The following is a 20,763-nucleotide window of genomic DNA, read 5'->3' on the forward strand; positions in this document are numbered from 1 at the left end:
GCTGCGGTGAAAACGCGGACACCGTCATCATGTAAGCTTATGTAAACGCATGGCTTAACCTGAATGGAGAGCTGTTTGCCGATGCAGATGCGGATGCCCCAAGCTGAGAAGTGGCTGGTTGCTGGCTGTACAGCCCTGACGGTAGGGCTGTTCGCCGCTGCATTGTTGGCATCTGACCGTGCCGCCCAGGTTTTTTTCGATAACGCCAGCTGGACGCTGGCGTTTTCGCTTTCGGCCTTTTTGGCGTGGCGGGGCAGGGTGCAGGCGTCGGTGATGGACCACAGCCTGCACAACGGGTTGCTGCTGGGGGCGCTTTTGATTCTGGCGGGGCAGTTGATGTGGAATGTGCAGGTCGCCACGGACTGGAACCCGTTCCCTTCGCCTGCCGATGCTTTATTTTTGGCCGCAGGGCCCGTGTGGGCGCTGACGGTGATGCGCGTGACCTTTCAGCGCATTGCGCCCGACCGGGTCTACCCCGCATCACTGGACTTTGGCGGCGCCGTGCTGGCCCTGCTGGCCGTGACGCTGGTGGTGTATGTGCCCAGTGGCGAGCTGAACACCCTGTTGGTGGGCGCGGTCATGGTGCTGTACCCCGTGAGCTTTCTCACGGCGGCCAGTGTCACGGCGCTGGCGGTGCCCAGCGTGGGGGTGCGCTGGCGGCTCTCGCATGGGCTCATCATTGCGGGCATGGTGTGCTACGGGCTCAGCTGGATGCACTGGAACCTGCTGGCGCTGCATGGCGAGCTGGCGCCGGGCAGCTGGTTCAACGGCTTGTTCTCGTTGGCTGCGCTAGCCCTGGGCTGGGGTGCGCGGTATTTTCAGGCCGAGCTGAGCAACGATGCCGCCTACCGCCACCGCTGCGAGCAGGTGGTGAACCTGGTGCCCCTGGCCACCATGCTGATGGCCAGTGCAACGCTGTGGCTGCTGTTTGCGGCGGCTGGCGCGCGCAGTGTGGTCTACGCCTTGATTTTGGGCTGCTGCCTGTTGGTGCTGGTGCTGGCGGCCCTGCGCCAGGCCATTGTGGTGAGCCTGCTGGACCGCTTGCGCATGGCCGAGGCGGCCATCTTGCGCAACGAAGAGCAGCTCTATCACGTCGCCCACTTCGACACGCTGACGGGTTTGCCCAACCGCCGTTACTTTGAAGACGCGCTCGACCAGGCCGTGCAACTGGCGGTGCAGCAGGGCCCCCAGAGCGGGCAGTGCGTGGCGGTGCTGCTGCTGGACCTGGACCACTTCAACAACGTGAACGAAACCTTTGGCCACCGCACGGGCGACAAGCTGCTGGTGGAGGCCGCCAAGCGCATTGCCGATCACCTGCAAGGGCGGGGCTTTCTGGCGCGGCTGGGCGAGGACGAGTTCATGGTCATGCTTGCGCGCTCGCACACCCGCAACGAGGTCGCGCAACTGGCCGCTTCGCTGGTCGAGAGCTTCATGCAGCCCTGGCAGCTGCCGGGCGTGGGCGCGCAGTTTGTGGGTGCCAGCATTGGCATCAGCCTGTTCCCTGACGATGCCCCCGATGCCCTGGCACTGGTGCGCAATGCGCACACCGCCTTGCATGCCACCAAAGACACGGGGCGGGGGACCTACCGCTTCTACATCGACGAGTTCACCCGACAGGCACAGGGCCGCCAGGCATTGCGCCGCCGCTTGCACCAGGCGTTGCAGGCCGGAGAGCTGAGCCTGGAGTACCAGCCGCAGGTAGACAGGCGCCAGCAACTGGTGGGGGTGGAGGCGCTGATGCGTTGGCGCTTGGACGGGCGCATGGTGCCGCCCGATGAGTTCATCCCCATTGCCGAGGCCAGTGGCCTCATCGTGCCGCTGGGACGCTGGGTGTTTGAGACCGCCTGCCGCCAGGCCGCAGTGTGGGACGCTGCGGGCTTCGTGGTGCCGGTGATCTCGGTGAACATCTCCACCATCCAGCTGCGCGAGCCGCAGTTTGCCCAGTCGCTGCTGGCCTTGGTGCATGAGGCCGGGCGCGCACCCGCTGATTTCGTGCTGGAGATCACCGAGTCAGAGCTGTTGGACGAATCCTTGTATGCCGCCGCCGTGGATTTGCGGCACATGGGGTTTGCTTTGTCGATTGACGACTTTGGCACCGGCCATTCATCGCTCATCAAGCTCAAGCGCTTGCCTGTGGGTGAGCTGAAGATCGACAAGGCGTTTGTCAGCGACATCTGCGAAGACGCCAACGACCGCGAGATTTGCGCCACCGTGCATGCCCTGGCCCGCACCCTGCAACTGGAGGTGGTGGCCGAGGGCGTGGAGACGCAGGCGCAGTTTGACCTGCTGGTGGGCATGGGCTGCCACCGGTTTCAGGGGTGGTTGTTTGCCAAAGCCCAGCCGCCCGAGACCTTGCAGGCGCAGTGGTTGCAACGTGCCGGAGCCCGGCAGCCCCCGCAGGGGGATGAGCACGATGCGATGGATGCCTGTATTTGAAGGTTTTGATCAAAATGCCCCTAGCGCTTGCAGATAAAGCGCTAGCAGCTATTGTTTTGATAGTGATTGCATGGCGGTTTCTGCCCCCGCCTAGTGGCTCAGGCCCGGCCCACCACCTGCTGTCTGCCACGGGACTTGGCCTCGTACACCAGCGCATCGGCGCGTGCCAGCAGGGCGCTGGTGTTTTCCCCCGCCCGGTAGGCCGTGACCCCAAAGCTGGCGCTGATGGTCAGCGGTGGCACGCTGCCCCCGGCAGGGCGTGCCATGCGTGCTGACTCCAGGGGCTGCTCGGGCAGGCTGCGGCACAGGCGCTGGGCGGTGGCCATGGCGGCGTCCAGCTCGGTCTCGGGCAGTACCACCACAAACTCTTCACCGCCGTAGCGCGCCACCCAGTCCACCCCATGGCGCAGGCTGGCGCTGACATGGCTGGCCGCATTGCGCAGCACCTCGTCGCCTAGGGCATGGCCATGGGTGTCGTTGAACTGCTTGAAGTGGTCGATGTCCATGAAGATCACCGACAAAGCCCGGCCATAGCGCTGGGCACGGTCGATTTCTGCGGGCAGCCTGTCTTGCAGCGCGCGCCGGTTGAAGGTGCCTGTGAGCCCATCGGTGACAGACAGGTGGCGAATCTCCTCCAGCAGCCGCTCCAGCTGCTCGGTGCGCTCGGCCACCAGGTCATCAAGGTTGTGGATGTGCTGTTGCAGCGCTGTCTGCAGTTTGATGACGCCCGTCTCCAGCTGGTCGATTTCATCACTGTGGGCCTGGGGCGGGCGGTTCAGCCGCAGCGGGGTGGTTAGGTGGCGGGGGCAAACGTCGTTGGCAAATTCGGCCACGGTCGACAGCGGCTTTTGCAGCAGCTGTTTGAGCATGAAGGCCATCAGCGCGCAAATGCCTGCGGTGAGCAGGCTGTAGCCCAGCAAAATGCGCAGCCCCTCGGCACGCAGTCCTTGCCACAGGTAGTCGGGGTTGCCTGTGAGCTCCAGCACCCCCAGCGCTGGCGCACCCTGGGCGGGCTGGGGTGGCGGGATGACAATCTGGCGCGACACCCCCTGGGCGAGCAGGGCGGGGTTGCCTGCCTCAAAGCGCTGGCCACCCGCTGCTTGCAGGCGTGCGTAGCCAATCTCTGGCTTCTGGGCAATGCGCTGCAGTTGCGCGGCAATGGCCTGGGTTTCTATGTCCCACAGCGCCACGGCCAGCAGCGGCACGCTGGTGTTGGCCACATCGTTGATCGCCATCTCAAACTGCTTTTGGTGCTGGGCGCGCAGCAGCCAGCTTTGCACGCCAAACACCAGCAACATGCACAGCACCGCCAGCACGATGGTGCGGCGGATGAGCACACTGGCAATGGAGCGGAACGGACGCTGGGGCATGTGGGGCATCAAAGCAGCTGGGCAAAGCCGAACTGGTAGCGTTGAACGTTGGGGTTGAGCACCTTGCTGTAGGGGCGCACGTCCAGCCGATCAAACCCCTGGCCAAAGCGCTGCTGGTAGCGGCGGGCCATGGCCGGGGTGAACAGCGTGAACATGGGGCGCTCCAACTCCAGCCCCTCGCTCGCAAAGTCGCGGCCATGGTGGTAGTCGTACAGCATCACCAGCGCCCAGGCGCCGGCGATGAAATGGCCGCCCGCCAGCGCCGCCAGTTGGCCGCTGCGCAGGCTTTGCAGTGCTTGCAGTGAGGTGTTGACCGAGCTGAACCAGACGGTGCGGCCCGGCTGCCCAGCGCCAGCGGCGACGAGTGCATCCATGGCGCCAAAGGCCATCAGGTCGCTGCCGGTCCACACCAGCCGGGCCTGGGGGTGGCGCTGCAGCAGCCAGCCCATTTGCTCTTGCGCCTTGGCGCGTGACCAGCCCGCGTACACGGTTTGCTCCAGCACCACATCGGGGGCTTGCCGCACCGCGCGCTGCATGCCCTCGTTGCGCTGGATGGACGAGTTGGTGGATCGGTCTCCGGCAATGGCCAGCAGGTGCAGCTTGCCGTCGGGGCCATGGGCGCGCATGGCGCGGCCTTTGGCCATCAGCGCTTGGGCGGTGAGGTAGCCCGCGTCTTGCGCGCGGGGCTCCAGCGAGCCGATCCAATCCTTGAACTGCTCCCGTGGGCCTCCGTGTTGCACGCGCTCCGGGGTGGTGAGCGTGCTGAACGCCATGAAGCTGCGAATGCCCGTCCCGTCAAAAATGCGCAGCAGCTCCGGGCCTGTGCCGTAGTCGTTGGTCAGGATCACGTAGTCCGGCCGCTCTGCGGCAGGGCGTGCGGCGATGGCTTTGGCGATGGTGAACACGCTCAGGTGCTGGCGCTCGGCAAACTGCTCTTCCAGCCGCATTCCCAGGCTGCGCGATGCGGCGTGCATGGATTCGCTCACCGTGCGCCAAAAAGGCTCGTCTTTCTTGCCCGGATTGATGAACGCAATCGTTTGCGCTTGCGCCCACAGCGGCAGGCAGCACATGCAGCACAGCAGCCATCGACGCAGAAACATACAAGCCAATCTCAAGTCCCAGAAGGGCTACCAAGACGCCTTTGCAGCCGTTGACGGGCCAAAGCACCTCGGGTCACCCTGAAAACCGCACGCCAACAAGCCAAAGTGCCTGGAGCACGTCATACCGAATTTACATTAATACACAAATGTCTCGGCTTGGGTCAGCGACTGGGCAGACTTGAAGATTGTTTGCAATCCTGCAGTGGGCGCAAAAAAGCCCCGGCTTCCTGGGCACGCATGGTGCGTTGCCAGGAAGCCGGGGCTGCAGAGCGCTGTGCTCAGGGGCAATGCGCGCTGTTTCGGGCCGTTCAGGCGGCGGTGTGCGTGCTGATTTGCTGGGCCACAGCGGCCAACGCCTGGGCCTTGGCGTCAGGGCCCATGGAGACCCCTTCAGCGCGCACAAAGCGCACATCGGTCACGCCGAAGAAGCCCATCACGGTTTGCAGGTAGCTTTCCTGATGTTCCATCGCGCGGCCACCTTCGCTGGTGGAGTACACACCGCCACGGGCCGAGGCAATGATCACGATCTTGCCCTTGGCCAGGCCTTCGGGGCCGTTGGCGCCGTACTTGAAGGTGCGGCCGGGCTGGGCGAGGCGGTCAATCCAGGCCTTGAGCTGGGTGGGGATGCCGAAGTTGTAGAACGGGGCGCCAATCACCACCACGTCTGCCGCCAGGAACTGGCTCACCAGTTGTTCGGACACAGCGTTTTCGCGCAATTGGGCTTCGCTCAGGCCATCGGTCTGGCCGGTGCGGGGGGCCATGGCGTCCATGGTGAAGTGGTTGGGGGCACTGGCCACCAGGTCCAGGTAGCTCACCTGGGTGTTGGGGTGGCTGGCCTTCCAGGCATCCACCACCTGGGCAGTGAGCTGGCGAGAAACCGAGGCGGCGCCGGCGATAGACGAGTCGATGTGAAGCAATTGCATGGTGTTTTCCGTGATGTCGATGGTGGATGCCGCCAGACTTTGCGGCCATGGGTGAATTGTGATGGGGCTCACAAAGATTGATAAGCTGCCGCAAATGCGATAGATTGTTCTAAAAATGGAACAATCGGAGTGAATGCATTGGGGCTGTGCGCGTGACTTTGCAAGCCGCAATACATGTTCCCTGCGCTTGATTCCTGTCCTTTTTAACCCTTGTGGACGGCTGGCCCATGCAAGACCTGAACGACATGCTGTACTTTGCCGAGGTGGTCGAGCGCGGTGGCTTTGCGGCCGCCGGGCGGGCCCTGGGCATCCCCAAGTCGCGCCTTTCGCGCCGGGTGTCTGATCTGGAAGCCCACCTGGGTGTGCGCCTGCTGCAGCGCACCACGCGCAAGCTCTCGCTGACCGAGGTGGGCGAGGCCTATTTGCGGCACTGCCAGGCCATGCGCGAATCGGCCCAGGCCGCAGCCGACACCGTGGCCCAGGTGCAAACCGAGCCGCGTGGCACGGTGCGCGTGAGCTGCCCCGTCACGCTGGCCCAAACCGTGTTGGCCGAGCTGATGCCCGCGTTCTTGGCGCAGCACCCGCTGGTGCGGGTGGAGATGCAGGTGAGCAACCGGGCTGTGAATGTGGTGGAGGAGGGCATCGACGTGGCTTTGCGGGTGCGCCCTTCGCTGGAGGACAGTGCCAGCATGGTCGTCAAACGGCTGGACCGGGCCACGCAGGTGCTGGTGGCCAGCCCGGATTTGCTGATCCGCCAAGGTACCCCTCAAACCCTGGAGGACCTCGCCCGCATTGACAGCATTGCCATGTCCGCCCCCGACGGGCGAGCCACCTGGAGCCTGATTGGCCCAGGCGGTGTGCACCAGGTGGTGCACTACACACCGCGCTATGTGGCCGACGATTTGCTCACGCTCAAGTTCGCTGCGCTGGCGGGCACGGGCATTTGCTGGCTGCCCGACTACATGTGCCAGGAGGAAATGCGCGAGCGGCGCCTGGTGCGCGTGCTGCCCGACTGGGCGCCACCGCCAGCCATCGTGCACGCGGTGTTTGCCTCGCGCCGGGGTCTGTCGCCTGCTGTGCGGCGCTTTCTGGACTACCTGGGCGAGACCATGCCGGGGCGCAACAGCCTGGCCACCCGTGCCGATTTGCAGGGCCTGGAGGGCGCTGGTATCTGAGCGGGAGCTGCGCTTGCCGCACCATGAGGGGCTTGGCAAGCGGATTGTTGGCAGCGTTGTTCTGGGTCTCATTGCGTGGCGTGGGGCTGTTTTGGCGGCACAATGCAACCAATTGAAACCGTATCGAAGGGCGTCTCCATGTCCGCTTCGGTGTCTGCACGCCAACCTGCCGTGACCTCTCATTTGATCGACCAAGACATCCAGAAGGCCCGGGCGCATCCCAGCGTGCGGGCGATTGTGATTCCGCCATGCCCCGAGTCACTGGTGCGCCTGCAAGAGATCATTGCCGCGCCCGAGCTGGACTCCGCCGCCATGGAGCAGTTGGCGTCTTCGGACGTTGCCATGGCTGCCGCCTTGATCCGCACCGCCAACAGCCCCCTTTATGCCCTGGCGCAACCCGTGCAAACCGTGGGCATGGCCCTGACGGTGCTGGGCCTACAACCCTCGGTGGAGTTGTTGTCTGCCTTCATCACCCGCAATGCGCTGCATGTGCGCACGCCGCTGCTGGAGCATTTTTGGGAAAGCTCGCAGCGCAAGGCCATTGCCTGCGAGCACATTGGCCGCCAGCTCTACAGCTTTGACCCAGGGCTGGGCTACAGCTTTGGGCTGTTTTGCCATGTGGGCATGCCTGTGCTGGTGAAGGCGGTGCGAGGCTACGCCGGCACCGTGACCGAAGCCCTGGCCCGCAAAGACCGCACCTTCACCCAGACCGAGAACGCATCCCACCGCACCGACCATGCAGTGATGGGCGCCATCGTGGCGCGCACCTGGCACCTGCCGCCCGAGGTGGCGCAGGCCATTTGGTTGCACCACGACTTTGCCTGCCTGAACGATGAGCGGTTTGACGCGACCGTACGGCACTTGGTCGCTCTGGGCTTGCTGGCTGAATTTTTGGTCAACCACCATGAAAACCTCTCGCCCACGCGCGAGTGGCAGCAACACGGTCAGGCCTGCATGGAGCACCTGCACGTAACGCAGGACGAGTTGGACCACTGGATTGACGAGCTGTACGCCGCCTTTGAAGGCGTGATGCAGTAGCTGCTTCGCCCCCCCCACCTTGCCTAGCTGGCATGGGCGGCGGGCCCGCCAAAGCAAACGGCCTGCGTTGTGTAACGCAGGCCGTTTCAGTTTTGGGGGCGTAGAAGGGCGTTTACAGCTTTTTCACCAGCACCTGGCTCTTGCGGTCCCAGTTGTATTTGCGCTTGCGGGCATCGGGCAGCCAGTCGGGGTCCACGGGCTGGAAGCCGCGTTTGATGAACCAGTGCATGGTGCGGGTGGTCAGCACAAAAATGCTTTCCAGCCCCATGGCGCGGGCGCGTTGTTCGATGCGCTTGAGCAGCTTTTCGCCGTCGCCCGTGCCCTGGCTTTGGGGCGATACGGTGACCGCAGCCATTTCGGCTGTCTTGGCCTCGGGGTAGGGGTACAGCGCGGCGCAGCCAAAAATCACGCCGTCGTGGTCGATGATGGTGTAGGTGGCAATGTCGCGCTCGATCTCGGTGCGGTCACGCTTGACCAGCGTGCCGTCCTTTTCAAACGGTTCAATCAGCTGCAGGATGCCGCCCACATCGTCAATCGTGGCTTCGCGCAGTTCTTCGAGCTTTTCGTCGATGACCATGGTGCCGATGCCATCGTGCACATACACCTCCAGCAGCAACGACCCGTCCACCGCAAACGGCAGAATGTGGCTGCGCTCCACCCCGGCTTTGCAGGCCTTGACGCAGTGCTGCAGGTAAAAGCCGGTGTCTGACGGTACCTGGGCGCTGGGCAACTGCGCCAGCAGGGCCTGGGCTGCGGCCAGTGGCAGCTCGGTGTCGATGGGGTTGTCTTCGCTCTCGGGCTCGCCGGGCTGCATGCGGATGCCAGGCACTTCGGTCAAGAAGATCAGCTTGTCGGCCTGCAACTCAATCGCCACGCTGGTGGCCACTTCTTCCATGCTCAGGTTGAAGGCCTCGCCGGTGGGCGAAAAGCCAAAGGGCGAAAGCAGCACCAGCGCGCCCATGTCCAGTGTGCGGGTGATGCCCGCCACATCCACCTTGCGCACCAGGCCTGAGTGCTGAAAGTCCACCCCATCCACAATGCCCACGGGCCGTGCGGTGAGGAAGTTGCCCGAAATGACGCGCACCGTAGCGCCTGCCATGGGCGTGTTGGGCAGCCCCTGGCTGAAGGCGGCTTCAATTTCATAGCGCAGTTGGCCAGCGGCCTCCTGGGCGCAGTCCAGCGCCACCGAATCGGTGATGCGGATGCCGTGCGAATACTTGGCCGCATGCCCCTTGGCGGCCAGCTGCTCGTTCACCTGGGGCCTGAAGCCGTGCACCAGCACGATCTTGACGCCCATGGCTTGGATCAGCGCCAAGTCTTGCGCAATGTTGTGCAGCTTGCCCGCCGCAATCGCCTCACCCGTCAGCCCGATCACAAAGGTCTGGTTGCGAAACTTGTGGATGTAAGGCGCCACAGAGCGAAACCAGGGCACGAAAGTGAAGTTGAAAACAGCGGACATGGCAGTGGGACGGGGCCTCAGGGTGGGAGCATGGCAGACGGCGAAAGGCGACCGCTCTGGGTCGCCAAGTCGCGCATCATAAGCATGCAAAGCAAGTTTGTGCGTGACAAACCGCTCATTGCGCCGCGCACTGGCCCTGAAATTGGGCCAGCCGCTGCGCAAAGGGCTCCAGCACCAGCGTTTCATCGGCCCCCACCGGGGCACTGGTGCGAATCTGAAGCCCTTGGGCCCACAGCAGTTGCTGCATCTCGGTCTGGACGATCATGCCGTGCTCCATCAGCGCGCTGACCAGGGCGTTGAGCGCTGCCTGGTGTTCGCTCAGCAGTGCTTGCGCACGCTGGTACTGCGTTTGCAGCAGGGCTTCAATCGCAGCGTTGCTGGGCGCCACATCGGTGTTGATGTGGTTGTCCATTTCCAGCGTCACATCGGTGCGGCTGATGCGGCCATCAAAACCCAGGTGCCTGACATAGCGGGCGGCTTCCGCCGTGACCTGTTTGTAGTCCTGCTCGGCGCCCGTGGTGCAGGCCATCTCGCCAAACACCATGGCTTCGGCCACGCGCCCGGCCAGGCCCACGCACATCATGTCCAGCGCGTTTTGCCGCGTGGTGACCTTCAGGCCCGCAAAGCTGTTGTAGCCGCCCTCGAACGATGCAATGTTGATCTTGACCTCTTGTGGCGCCTGGCCAAACAGCAGGCAGTACACCAGCGCATGACCCGCCTCGTGCACCGCCAGCAGCGCCCGAAAATCGGCATTGGCCCGCTGCTTGAGCCGGTTCAGCTCCAAAGAGACCGCAAAGCGGCTCTCTTGCTCGGCTCCGCTGGCGTCCCGACCGGACACCCGCAACTCGCGCTTGTCTGGGCTCAGTCCAATGGCAAACGTCTGGGCCAGGGGCAATTGTTGTTCCAGCACCCACAGCGCTGCATTCACCAAGTTGGCGCTGAGGATGGCGTGCACCGAAGAAAACAGCGGCCGCGTGCCTTGCGCCGGAAACACTGCGTTGGCGTACAGCTCATCGCGCAGGTCTTGCCCGATGTAGAACTGCACACCGCATTGGGCCGCAATGTCTTGCACGTAGCGGTGGCACAGGTTCTGGATGAGGCGCTCGTACGTGGCTTTGCTGAACGAGGGATAGATAACATGCTCGTTGCCCAGCCGCGCAATTTGCTCGGGCTTGAAGCGTTCGCCCAGCGCCTTTTTCACGTCGATGAGCGAGAGCTTGCGGGTCAGGCGGTGAAAGATATCGGCGTCGGTGTCGCAGTCTTCCACCCGCTGTGCGGTCTCGTGATACATCTCGTCCAGGTTGCCGCAGACAAACACCAGCAGCTTGCTGTAGTCCGTCTCCCAGGCTTGGCTGGACTGCTGGAACCGGGTGTACAGCGACTGCACCTTGCCGGGCGGCCACTGCATGATCTCGCCCAGGGGCTCTTGCAGCTTGAGCATGCGTTTGAGTTCCTGCGCGTCCCACGCGTCCAGCTGAAAGCGGTAGGCCGCCTTGCCCGCGCGTTTTTCGTCTTCGTCATCTTCGGCCCGCTCCGCGTCGTACTGGGCATCGGCCAGCTTGCGTTCGATGTTGGACAGTGCGCTGAGCGCCGGTGGTAGGCGCCCGTCTGACAGCAGCGTCCACACGTCCTGGTAGCGCTCTACCTTCACGTCGCCACCTTTGATGTCCACCGTGCGAAAGCGCTGGAACTCGTCCAGCACCAGCATGCCCGGTGCGCCTTCGTGGATGCCGGAGTCACCCAGCATGCCCGAGATGGTGGAACTGCGGTAGCTGGCGCCGTGGCTGAAGCCATCCATCTGCACTTCAACAAAGCGGTCGTAAAAGCCCAGCAGCTGGGCCAGGCGCCGCGTGAGCTGGGTCTTGCCCGTGCCCGTCAGTCCCCACAGGCAGACGATGACCGGGCGGCTGATGAGCTGTGGCAGCACGTACCAGGCCCGGATGGCGTCGATGACACGGTCAATCACCTCGTCAATGCCAAACAGCTCTGCCTTGAGCTGCGCAGCGGCATGGGCCAGGGTTTGCTGGCGCAAGGCCAGCGTGGCTGTGGTGGGTGGGTTGTGCGAGATGGGCTGGCCAGATGGGTCGGATGGACTCTGTACAGCTTGGGCTGCCGCAGCACCTGCCTTTGCCTGCGCAGCCCCTGCGGGCTGGTGAGGGCCGAAGCCCTGGGTGAGCCGCCCCTGCAGCCCGTGGGCTCCATGCAAGAGCGACCCGTTGGAGTACGGATTCGTTTCAGTCATTGAATATCTGGTTTTGAATCGCCTTGCGCAAGGCGACGTTGTCCGCACGGCGCTGGGCACCACGGGTTCGGATGTGCTTGCCCGCTGCACTGGACAGGCTGCGTTGGGCCATGGCGGCGGCCACAGGGTTTCGGGGCGGGCCCGAGGCTTCGAGTTTCAGCACCAGGGGCTGCTTCATGCGGCGCAGCTTTTTGATTTCACCCTGGGCGTAGGCCCGAGACAGTTTTTTTGCACTCATACGTTGTGCGTTCCACAAACAAAAAACCCCGGCGATGTAGCCAGGGCTTGTGGAGCGCAAACGAAAGCGCTGAGCCGTGGCTGAACTGAGTGTGCACAGTCCAGCCGGGGCGGTGGACTGTGGTCAGGTGTGTGCGAAGAAGTTGGCAGACATATCGGGACCTCCAGGGCTTTCAGCGCCGGGCCGGGGTGGCTGGCTTTGCTTGAAAGAAGGCGCGATTGTGGCGGCGCAGTGCCTTGCCTGCAAGCCAAATGGCCCGAACGAGGCTAAAAATGTCGCGCCAAACGCACAAAACGGACGGGCAGGGCGCCTTGGCACAGGGGCGCGCTGCCGATAATGCGGGGCTATGTCTTCTTCTGATCCGCGTTTGTCCGAGTCTTCCCCCGCTTCCGCCCCGCCTGCTGCCCAGTCCGCAGCCCCTTTGCGCATCGAATTCCCCGAATCCCTGCCCGTGTCGGGCAAGCGCGACGAGATCATGGAGGCCATCACCCAGCACCAGGTCATCATCGTGTGCGGCGAAACCGGCTCGGGCAAGACCACGCAGTTGCCCAAGATTGCGCTGGCGCTGGGCCGGGGCAAATGCAACGCCAAGCCAGGGCAGAAAGGGCAGCTGATTGGCCATACCCAGCCACGCCGCATTGCCGCCAGCAGCGTGGCCAAGCGCATCGCCGAAGAGCTGAAAACGCCGCTGGGCGACGTGGTGGGCTTCAAGGTGCGGTTCCAGGACCGCCTGAGCCGGGATGCCTCCGTCAAGCTCATGACCGACGGCATCTTGCTGGCCGAGACGCAGACCGATCCTCTGCTCAAGAATTACGACACCATCATCATCGACGAGGCGCACGAACGCAGCCTCAACATCGACTTCCTGCTGGGCTACATCCGCCAGATCCTGCCGCGCCGGCCTGATCTGAAAGTCATCGTCACCTCGGCCACCATCGATGCCGACCGGTTCGCCAAGCATTTCGAGGGCGCCAAGGGGCCAGCGCCGGTCATCATGGTGTCGGGCCGCACCTTCCCGGTGGAGCAGCGCTACCGCCCGTTTGAAGACAGCCGCGACTACGGCCTGAACGAGGCCATTGCCGATGGCGTGGACGAACTCTGGCAGGGCAATGCGGCGGGCGACATCCTCGTCTTTCTGCCCGGCGAGCGCGAAATCCGCGAGGCGGCCGACCACCTTCGCAAGCACCTCTCGCACCAGCCCGTGATGCGCAATGCCGAGGTGCTGCCGCTGTTTGCGCGTCTGTCGCAGGCCGAGCAGGATCGCATCTTTGACGGCCACACGGGCCGCCGCATCGTGCTGGCCACCAACGTGGCCGAAACATCGCTCACCGTGCCTGGCATTCGCTACGTCATTGACGCAGGCACAGCGCGCGTCAAGCGCTATTCTTTCCGTAGCAAGGTGGAGCAACTTCTGGTGGAACCCATCAGCCAGGCTGCCGCCAACCAGCGCGCAGGCCGCTGCGGCCGCGTGGCCAACGGCATCTGCATCCGTCTGTACGACGAGGCCGACTTCAACGGCCGCCCGCGTTTCACCGACCCGGAAATCCTGCGTTCATCTCTGGCAGGCGTCATCCTGCGCATGAAGTCGCTGCACCTGGGCGATGTGGTGCAGTTCCCATTCATCGAGGCGCCCTCGGGCCGTGCGATTGCCGACGGCTACCAGTTGCTGGCCGAGCTGGGTGCGGTGGACGATGCCAACGAGCTGACCCCCATGGGCACAGAGCTGTCGCGCCTGCCGCTCGACCCCCGCGTGGGCCGCATGATCATCGAGGCGCGCGACCGCAAGGCGCTGGAGGAGGTGTTGGTGATTGCCAGTGCCCTGAGCGTGCAGGACGTGCGCGACCGGCCGCTGGAAGCCCAGCAACAGGCCGACCAGGCACACGCCAAGTTCGACGACGACAAGAGCGAGTTCAGCGGCTACCTCAAGCTGTGGAAATGGATCAACGAGGCCCGGGGCGGGGCACCCAGCCTGCCGTCGGCCCGCGCGCAGAAGGCCATGGCCGCGCACAAGGCGCCCTCACAGGCCTTTTTGCCCGTGGCGCAGCGCAGTGGCGGTGGCAGCCCTGTGGCCGCGCCTGCCCCATCCACTGCCGCCCCAGCCGCTACCCATAAGCTGAGCAACCGCCAGTACGAGCAGCTGCTGCGCCAGAACTTCATCAGCATCCGCCGCCTGCGCGAGTGGCGCGACATTCACACCCAACTGCTCACCGTGGTGACCGAGCACAAGTGGCAGATCAACACCCAGCCTGCGAGCTATGAGCAACTGCACCTGTCCATGCTGGCCGGGCTGTTGGGCAACGTGGGCGCCAAGGGCGACGAGGAAGACTGGTACTTGGGCGCGCGGGGCATCAAGTTCTACAAGCACCCCGGTGCGCACCTGAGCAAGAAGCCCGGGCGCTGGATCATCGCGTCGGAGCTGGTCGAGACCACGCGCCTGTTCGGCCGGGGCATTGCCGCCATCGAGCCGCAGTGGCTTGAGCAGATGGGCGGGCACTTGCTGAAGAAGCAGCTGCTGGACCCGCACTGGGAAAAGAAGTCGGCCGAGGTGGTGGCGCTGGAGCGCGCCACGCTGTATGGCATCGTGGTCTACAACAACCGCCGTGTGAACTTCGGCAAGGTCGATCCCTACGCGGCACGCGAGATCTTCATCCGCGAGGCCCTGGTCGGCAGCAACTGGGAGACCAAGCTGCCCTTCCTGGCCGCCAACCAGAAGCTCATTGCCAAGGTCGAAGAGCTGGAGCACAAGTCCCGCCGCCAGGACGTGCTCGTGGACGACGAACTCATCTACGCCTTCTACGACCAGCAACTGCCGCCCGAGGTGTGCAGCGGCCACAGTTTTGAGGCCTGGTACCGCGAGGAAAGTAAAAAGCGGCCCGAGCTGCTCAAGCTCACCCGCGAGGAGCTGATGCGCCACGAGGCCGCAGGCATCACCACCAACGCGTTTCCCAAAACCGTGCGCCTGGGCGGCGTGGACTGCGCCGCCACCTACCTGCACGAGCCCGGCGATGCGCGCGATGGCATCACCGTGACCATCCCGCTCTTCGTGCTCAACCAAGTGAGCGACGAGCGCTGCGAATGGCTGGTGCCCGGCATGCTCAAGGACAAGATCCAGGCCCTGCTCAAAAGCCTGCACCAGCGCCCGCGCAGCCGCTTTGTGCCGCTGCCTGAATCGGCCACGCGGCTGGCCGAGCTGTTCAACGCGCCCGAGCGTTTTGGCACCGGCAGCCTGACGGACGCACTGCTCAAGCAGGTGCGCGATGAGACCTCGCTCGACGTGAAGCGCGCAGACTTCAAGCTCGACATGCTCAGCCCGCACTTGTTCATGAACTTCCGCGTGGTCGATGAACATGGCCGCCAGCTCGGCCATGGCCGCAACCTGGGCGCCCTCAAGGCCGAATGGGGTGCCAAGGCGCGCGGTGCGTTCCAGGCGCTGGCAGGTCTCAAGTTGGGTGCTGCGGCGGCACACAGCGAGAAATCTGAATCAAATATGCCTCCAGCGCTTGATAATAAAGCGCAAGCAGCTATCAAATCAGGAGTAAAAGGCGCAAACCCCGTCTCGGCAAAACCGGCAAGCGCTGCGCCATCAGCCCCGGCAGGCCAGCGTTACACGACCTGGACGTTTGGTGAGCTGCCTGAGCTCATGGAGATCAAGAAGGGCGGGCAGACGCTGGTGGGTTTCCCGGCGCTGATCGATGGCGGCGATGGCGTCACCATCGAGGTCTTCGATGAACCCGAGGTGGCCGCCGCCAAACACCGCGCGGGCCTGCGCCGTCTGTTTGCGCTGCAGATCAAGGACGCGCTCAAGTACCTCGAAAAGAACATCCCCGACCTGCAGAAGATGGCCGTGGCCTACATGCCGCTGGGGACGCAGGAAGAATTGCGCACCCAGATCATCGACGTGGCGCTGGACCGCGCTTTTCTGCTCGACCCCCTGCCCACCGATGAGTTCGACTTCAAACGCCGCGTGGACGAAGGGCGAGGGCGCCTGACCCTGATCGCCAACGAAGTCGCACGCCTGGCCGCCACCATCCTCACCGAATACGCTGCTGCCGCCCGCAAGATCAAGGACACCAAGAACGCGCCTGACGCGACAGCGGACGCCTTGCAGCAACTGCAACGCCTGGTGCCCAAGAACTTCATCGCCGTGGCGCCGTGGGCGCAGCTGGCCCACTACGCGCGCTACCTCAAGGCCATCACCCTGCGGCTGGACAAATACCGCGCCGACCCCGCCCGCGACGCCGCCAAGCTGGCCGAGCTGCGCCCGCAAGAGCAGCGCTACTGGCGCCTTGTGGCCGAGCGCAAGGGTGCGGTGGATGCGCGCATGCAAGAGCTGCGCTGGCTGCTGGAGGAGCTGCGTGTGAGCTTCTTCGCGCAAGAGCTGCGCACGCCCCAGCCGGTGAGCGTGAAGCGGCTGGATAAGCTGTGGGCGCAGATACAGAGCTGATGGTGCGTTGGCTTTCTGTGGCCTGGGGACGGCCTGCTTTTCGCCACTGTTTGACCACCGCGAAGACTGCAGTGCGCGCGTGCGGCAAGGGCTGACGCAGGCCGCAGTATCGCTTGCGGTCACCTTGGCGACGCAGGCGCGGGGCATCCCCCATTGCTCCCCGCTGGCGAGGCCTCTAGGCTTGCAGGCTCAAGGAGATCTGTAATCCATGCGCCCTCACTACCAGTTCTGGCCCCATCGCTTGCCCAAATCCATCACTGTCCCATCGACTTCGCTTTGGGACAACTTGGCGATCAGCGCGCGCCGCTATCCAGACAAGGCGGCCCTGGTCTTCTTTGGCCGGTCGCTGAGCTATCGGCAGTTGATGGAGGGTGCTGAGCGCATGGCAGCCCGGCTGGCTGCGTTGGGCGTGCAGCGGGGTGATCGCGTGGTGCTGTGCATGCAGAACTGCCCGCAACTGGTGATGGCGCACTTTGCCATCTTGCGGGCCAACGCGGTGGTGGTGCCCGTCAACCCGATGAACCGGGCTGAGGAGCTGAAGCACTACATCACCGACCCGGACACCAAGGTGGCCTTCACCACTGGAGACTTGGCGCCAGAACTGGCCAAAGCCAGCAACGCGCTGCCACCCGCTGAGCGCCTCGCGCACCTGGTGGTGGCGCAGTTCAGTGATGCGTTTGATGTGGATGTGGCGGGCCCCGATGCTCCGCCTGAGGCTTGGCGCGAATGGCTGGGCACGCGCCACCCCCTGCCAGTACTGGACGGTGGACAGGCCCATGACTGGACGGAGGCTCTGGCCTGTGCCGATGCGCCACCAGAGCTGGTGGTGGGGCCGAATGACCTGGCGCTGCTGCCCTACACCAGCGGCACCACGGGCCTGCCCAAGGGGTGCATGCACTTGCACAAAAGCATCATGCACAACGCTGTGGCCAGCAGCCTGTGGGGCACGGGCTCGGTGGACAACGTGACGCTGGCCGTGGTGCCCATGTTCCATATCACTGGCATGGTGAGCGTGATGCACGCATCCATCTACAGTGCAGCCACCATTGTGGTCATGCCGCGCTGGGACCGGGACCTGGCTGGGCGCTTGATATCACGCTACCAAGTGACGAACTGGACCAACATCCCCACTATGGTCATTGATCTGCTGGGCAGTCCGAACTTTGCGAGCTATGACCTATCGAGCCTGGTCTACATCGGCGGCGGCGGGGCGGCCATGCCGCAGGCGGTGGCGCAGCGTCTGCTGGAGCAGTATGGGCTGCGGTACGCAGAAGGCTACGGTCTGACGGAGACGGCGGCGCCATCGCATTCCAATCCGCCCGACCACCCCAAGCAGCAGTGCCTGGGCATTCCGTTCATGAGCACCGATGCAAGGGTGATCGACCCCGACACGCTGCAGGAGCTGGCTGTGGGTGAGCAGGGCGAAATCATCATCCACGGCCCCGAGGTGTTTGAGGGCTACTGGAAGCGACCGGATGCCACAGCGTCGGCTTTTATCGAGTTCGAGGGCAAGCGCTTCTTTCGCTCAGGTGATCTGGGGCGCATGGACGAGGAGGGCTACTTTTTTCTGACCGATCGCTTGAAGCGCATGATCAACGCCAGCGGCTTCAAGGTGTGGCCTGCCGAGGTGGAGGCGCTGATGTTCCGCCACCCTGCCATCCAAGAGGCCTGCATCATCGCGAGCAAGGACAGCTATCGGGGGGAGACGGTGAAGGCGGTGGTAGTGCTGCGTGCATCGCACAAAGACACTACCGAGCAGCAGATCATGGACTGGTGCCGCGAGAACATGGCGGTCTACAAGGTGCCGCGCATTGTGCAGTTGGTGGATGCGCTGCCCAAGAGCGGCAGCGGCAAGGTGATGTGGCGCACCCTTCAAGAGCGTGAGGTAGCGCCGAGTTGATGGGGCTCGCGCTGCTCTTTCCTTGGCTTTGGGTGAAATGACGGGTTCAGCAGAGCCAACGGCTGGCGCTTGTCAGGTGTGAAGTGGGTCAGTTGCCTGAGCTGACCGATACCTGGATCAGTTCTGCCAAGTCTCGCTCCAGCAGAGCGGGGTCACCCAGCTGCAGCTCAATCAGGCGCCGCAGGTGGGTGACGCTGTCCAGGTCAATGCTTCGGCACAGCAGCCCAGCATGGTTGCCGTCCACATGGGCAATGCCGGCGGTCATGGAGATGTGGTCGCCCGTTTCTGCCAGCGGCACCGTGAGCTGGCAGGGCATGCCTGCGGGCACCATGGCGTTGTCGGGCAGGGTCACCAGTGCGCCTTTGAGCGATAGGTCAAGAACTTGCACGCTGAAGGCTGCGGTGGCGATGGTCAACAGCGCTGGTGCGTCAAATTGCACGCGCACGTAGTGGCGGCGTTCGTGGGGCATGTGCGGTCTCCTGGGCCGGGATGGTGCGAACCATCCTAATCCAAAGCCCCTTCGTCCTCCAGCACTTTTCCCAGGGTTTCATCGAATCCGGCTCCATGCACAAAAATGGCCCGCACGCCCCGACAAAGAGTCAAAAACCCTGTGGTTACAAAAAAAGCAGGTCAATTGCCATGCTTTGGCTCAGGGCTGGTTACAAACGGGATGAATTGAAATCATTGGAGTGAGTGATGGGTTTTTTCAACCGCGCATGCCCCGCTGTGGGCGCCTCTATCGTATTGCTGCTGGCGGCGGGTGGCGCTAATGCACAAGCCTATGTGAACGCCACGGTGGATGGGCAGATCGTTCCGGGCGTTTATGGCCGCATCCAGATTGGTAATGCAGCGCCCCCGGCATTGATCTATGCCGAGCCTGTGATCATCCACCGTCCCCAAATGCCGGTTCAGCGTGCGCCTATTTACATGTACGTACCGCCTGGGCATGCCAAGAACTGGGGGAAGCACTGCGCGCGCTACAACGCCTGTGGCCAGCCCGTGTACTTTGTGCAGGAGCCGCCCCGCCGTCAGCCGCCCCGTGGCCCCCACTATGGCGGCCCGTCCCGCGGGGATCGACATGACCACCACGATGAGCGGCCTGGGCGTGGTCGTGGCCACGACCGAGGGGACCATGATGACCACCGTGGCCACGGGCGTGGGCATGGCGGTGGTCACAGGGACTGAGAGCAGCTAACAAAGCTAAGCGAAGCGGCCCTGGCTAGGCGTTTCGCCGCAGGCAGTACAAGCAGTACGACAAGGCGAGGCAACGACGCCAGGGGAGTTTAGTTAGCCGCTCTGAGTGAGTCTCAGGCGGCAGGTGGGGCTTGCTGGCTTTCCTCTGAGGAAGCCAACAAATCCCAGCTGGCCATGAAAAGGGCTGCAATGGTGGGGCCAATCACGAAGCCTGTCAGCCCAAACATCGCCATCCCGCCCAATGTGGAGATGAGCACCACGTAGTCGGGCATTTTGGTGTCTTTGCCGACCAAAATGGGGCGCAGGATGTTGTCTACCAGCCCGATCACGCACACGCCAAACAGCGTGAGTACGACCCCCTGCCAAACCGCGCCAGTGGCCAGAAAGTAGATGGCGACGGGCACCCAGATCAGGCCAGCACCCACGGCGGGCAGCAGGGACAAGAAGGCCATCAGCACGCCCCACAGCACGGGGCCCTGGATGCCCAGAATCCAGAAGATCAAGCCACCCAAGGCGCCTTGTGATGCGGCCACCACGATGTTGCCCTTGACGGTGGCGCGAATGACGGTGGTGAATTTGGTGACGAGCTGTTTCTTGTGCTCGTTGTCCAGAGGGGTGGCTTGCCCAATGCGCAGCGCCAGGCTGCGTCCGTCACGCAGCAGGAAAAACAGCAGGTACAGCATGATGCCGAAGCCCACCAGAAACTCCAGGGTGTTTTGTCCGATGCTGACAGCCTGGGTGGCGATGATTTGGCTTGCCTGTACGGCCACAGACGACAGCTTTTGTTGAATCTGGGCCACGCTGGTGAGGTTCAGACGCTCCAGCAGCCCGACGGCCCAGGTCGGCAAGGCCGCGACGATTTGCTGGAAGTACGCACCAAAATTGAGCTGCCCAGAGCGCAGCCGTTCGTAGATGGCGTTGGCCTCTTGGACCAGCGAAACCGTGATCAGCGACATGGGCAAGATCACCACCACCAAGCACAGGCCCAGGGTGCATAGGGCAGCCAGGTTTTCACGCCGGGGCATACGCCGCAGCATTTTGCGGTGCAATGGGGCGAACAGAATGGCCAGCACCATGCCCCAGAAGATCGCACCGTGAAATTGCCAGAGGATGGCGCCAAACGCAACGGTGACGAGCGTTAGCAAAAGCAGAAAGGTTTTTTGCTGGAGCGGGTGTTGGGTCATAGAGCCTTTGGGGGCAGGGTGATCAAAAGCACAAGTGCAAAACCCGCAATGTACGACACC

The 20,763-nt window shown here is 63.7% G+C and carries 14 protein-coding genes; 6 read left to right on the plus strand and 8 right to left on the minus strand.

What is annotated here, in order from left to right:
• Positions 1 to 93: 93 nt before the first annotated feature.
• The gene (locus CLU86_RS06295) at positions 94 to 2,436 is read left to right on the plus strand and encodes a bifunctional diguanylate cyclase/phosphodiesterase (protein ID WP_099743347.1); all 2,343 of its coding nucleotides are present in this window, start codon (positions 94 to 96) and stop codon (positions 2,434 to 2,436) included.
• 98 nt (positions 2,437 to 2,534) lie between these two features.
• Here the strand turns inward: CLU86_RS06295 and CLU86_RS06300 are convergent, their stop codons facing one another.
• The 3 genes from CLU86_RS06300 to CLU86_RS06310 form a co-directional block, all read right to left on the minus strand.
• Positions 2,535 to 3,815, minus strand: a complete 1,281-nt coding sequence (locus CLU86_RS06300) for a GGDEF domain-containing protein (RefSeq protein WP_099741036.1) — start codon at positions 3,813 to 3,815, stop codon at positions 2,535 to 2,537.
• Positions 3,815 to 4,906, minus strand: a complete 1,092-nt coding sequence (locus CLU86_RS06305; RefSeq protein ID WP_233194836.1) for an ABC transporter substrate-binding protein — start codon at positions 4,904 to 4,906, stop codon at positions 3,815 to 3,817. Before CLU86_RS06305 ends, CLU86_RS06300 begins: the two co-directional genes overlap by 1 nt.
• A 308-nt stretch (positions 4,907 to 5,214) precedes the next feature.
• Entirely contained in the window at positions 5,215 to 5,829 is a 615-nt protein-coding gene (locus CLU86_RS06310) for an FMN-dependent NADH-azoreductase (protein WP_099658604.1), read from the minus strand.
• Positions 5,830 to 6,056: 227 nt separating this feature from the next.
• Between CLU86_RS06310 and CLU86_RS06315 the strand changes: the two genes are divergently transcribed.
• Positions 6,057 to 7,004: a LysR family transcriptional regulator gene (locus CLU86_RS06315; protein WP_099655325.1), complete on the plus strand. Its 948-nt coding sequence runs from the start codon at positions 6,057 to 6,059 to the stop codon at positions 7,002 to 7,004.
• Positions 7,005 to 7,175: 171 nt separating this feature from the next.
• A complete protein-coding gene (locus CLU86_RS06320) occupies positions 7,176 to 8,042 on the plus strand; it encodes an HDOD domain-containing protein (RefSeq protein ID WP_233194838.1) in 867 nt (288 codons plus the stop codon).
• A gap of 112 nt (positions 8,043 to 8,154) precedes the next feature.
• Here the strand turns inward: CLU86_RS06320 and argA are convergent, their stop codons facing one another.
• The 3 genes from argA to CLU86_RS06335 all read right to left on the minus strand — a co-directional run bounded on the left by argA (position 8,155) and on the right by CLU86_RS06335 (position 11,981).
• Positions 8,155 to 9,501: an amino-acid N-acetyltransferase gene (argA, locus tag CLU86_RS06325; protein WP_099655327.1), complete on the minus strand. Its 1,347-nt coding sequence runs from the start codon at positions 9,499 to 9,501 to the stop codon at positions 8,155 to 8,157.
• 115 nt (positions 9,502 to 9,616) lie between these two features.
• Positions 9,617 to 11,743, minus strand: coding sequence for a peptidase M41 (locus tag CLU86_RS06330; RefSeq protein WP_233194840.1), 2,127 nt, complete (start codon positions 11,741 to 11,743; stop codon positions 9,617 to 9,619).
• A complete protein-coding gene (locus CLU86_RS06335) occupies positions 11,736 to 11,981 on the minus strand; it encodes a hypothetical protein (protein ID WP_099655328.1) in 246 nt (81 codons plus the stop codon). Before CLU86_RS06335 ends, CLU86_RS06330 begins: the two co-directional genes overlap by 8 nt.
• 346 nt (positions 11,982 to 12,327) lie before the next feature.
• Between CLU86_RS06335 and hrpA the strand changes: the two genes are divergently transcribed.
• Positions 12,328 to 16,425 carry an ATP-dependent RNA helicase HrpA gene (gene hrpA, locus CLU86_RS06340; RefSeq protein ID WP_369803810.1) on the plus strand — a complete coding sequence of 1,366 codons (4,098 nt, stop codon included), beginning with the start codon at positions 12,328 to 12,330 and terminating at the stop codon, positions 16,423 to 16,425.
• A 208-nt stretch (positions 16,426 to 16,633) separates the two neighbouring features.
• Positions 16,634 to 18,325 carry a long-chain fatty acid--CoA ligase gene (locus CLU86_RS06345; protein WP_099741039.1) on the plus strand — a complete coding sequence of 564 codons (1,692 nt, stop codon included), beginning with the start codon at positions 16,634 to 16,636 and terminating at the stop codon, positions 18,323 to 18,325.
• Positions 18,326 to 18,413: 88 nt separating this feature from the next.
• On the opposite strand, the gene CLU86_RS06350 is transcribed toward CLU86_RS06345, so the two are convergent.
• The gene (locus CLU86_RS06350; RefSeq protein ID WP_099655331.1) at positions 18,414 to 18,794 is read right to left on the minus strand and encodes a PilZ domain-containing protein; all 381 of its coding nucleotides are present in this window, start codon (positions 18,792 to 18,794) and stop codon (positions 18,414 to 18,416) included.
• Positions 18,795 to 19,376: 582 nt separating this feature from the next.
• On the opposite strand from CLU86_RS06350, the gene CLU86_RS23280 reads away from it, so the two are divergent.
• Entirely contained in the window at positions 19,377 to 19,520 is a 144-nt protein-coding gene (locus tag CLU86_RS23280) for a hypothetical protein (protein WP_158236316.1), read from the plus strand.
• Between the two features lie 112 nt (positions 19,521 to 19,632).
• Here the strand turns inward: CLU86_RS23280 and CLU86_RS06360 are convergent, their stop codons facing one another.
• Positions 19,633 to 20,703 carry an AI-2E family transporter gene (locus CLU86_RS06360; RefSeq protein WP_099741041.1) on the minus strand — a complete coding sequence of 357 codons (1,071 nt, stop codon included), beginning with the start codon at positions 20,701 to 20,703 and terminating at the stop codon, positions 19,633 to 19,635.
• Between the last annotated feature and the right edge of the window lie 60 nt (positions 20,704 to 20,763).

This window comes from Acidovorax sp. 62 (assembly GCF_002754495.1).
Lineage (GTDB): Bacteria > Pseudomonadota > Gammaproteobacteria > Burkholderiales > Burkholderiaceae_C > Acidovorax.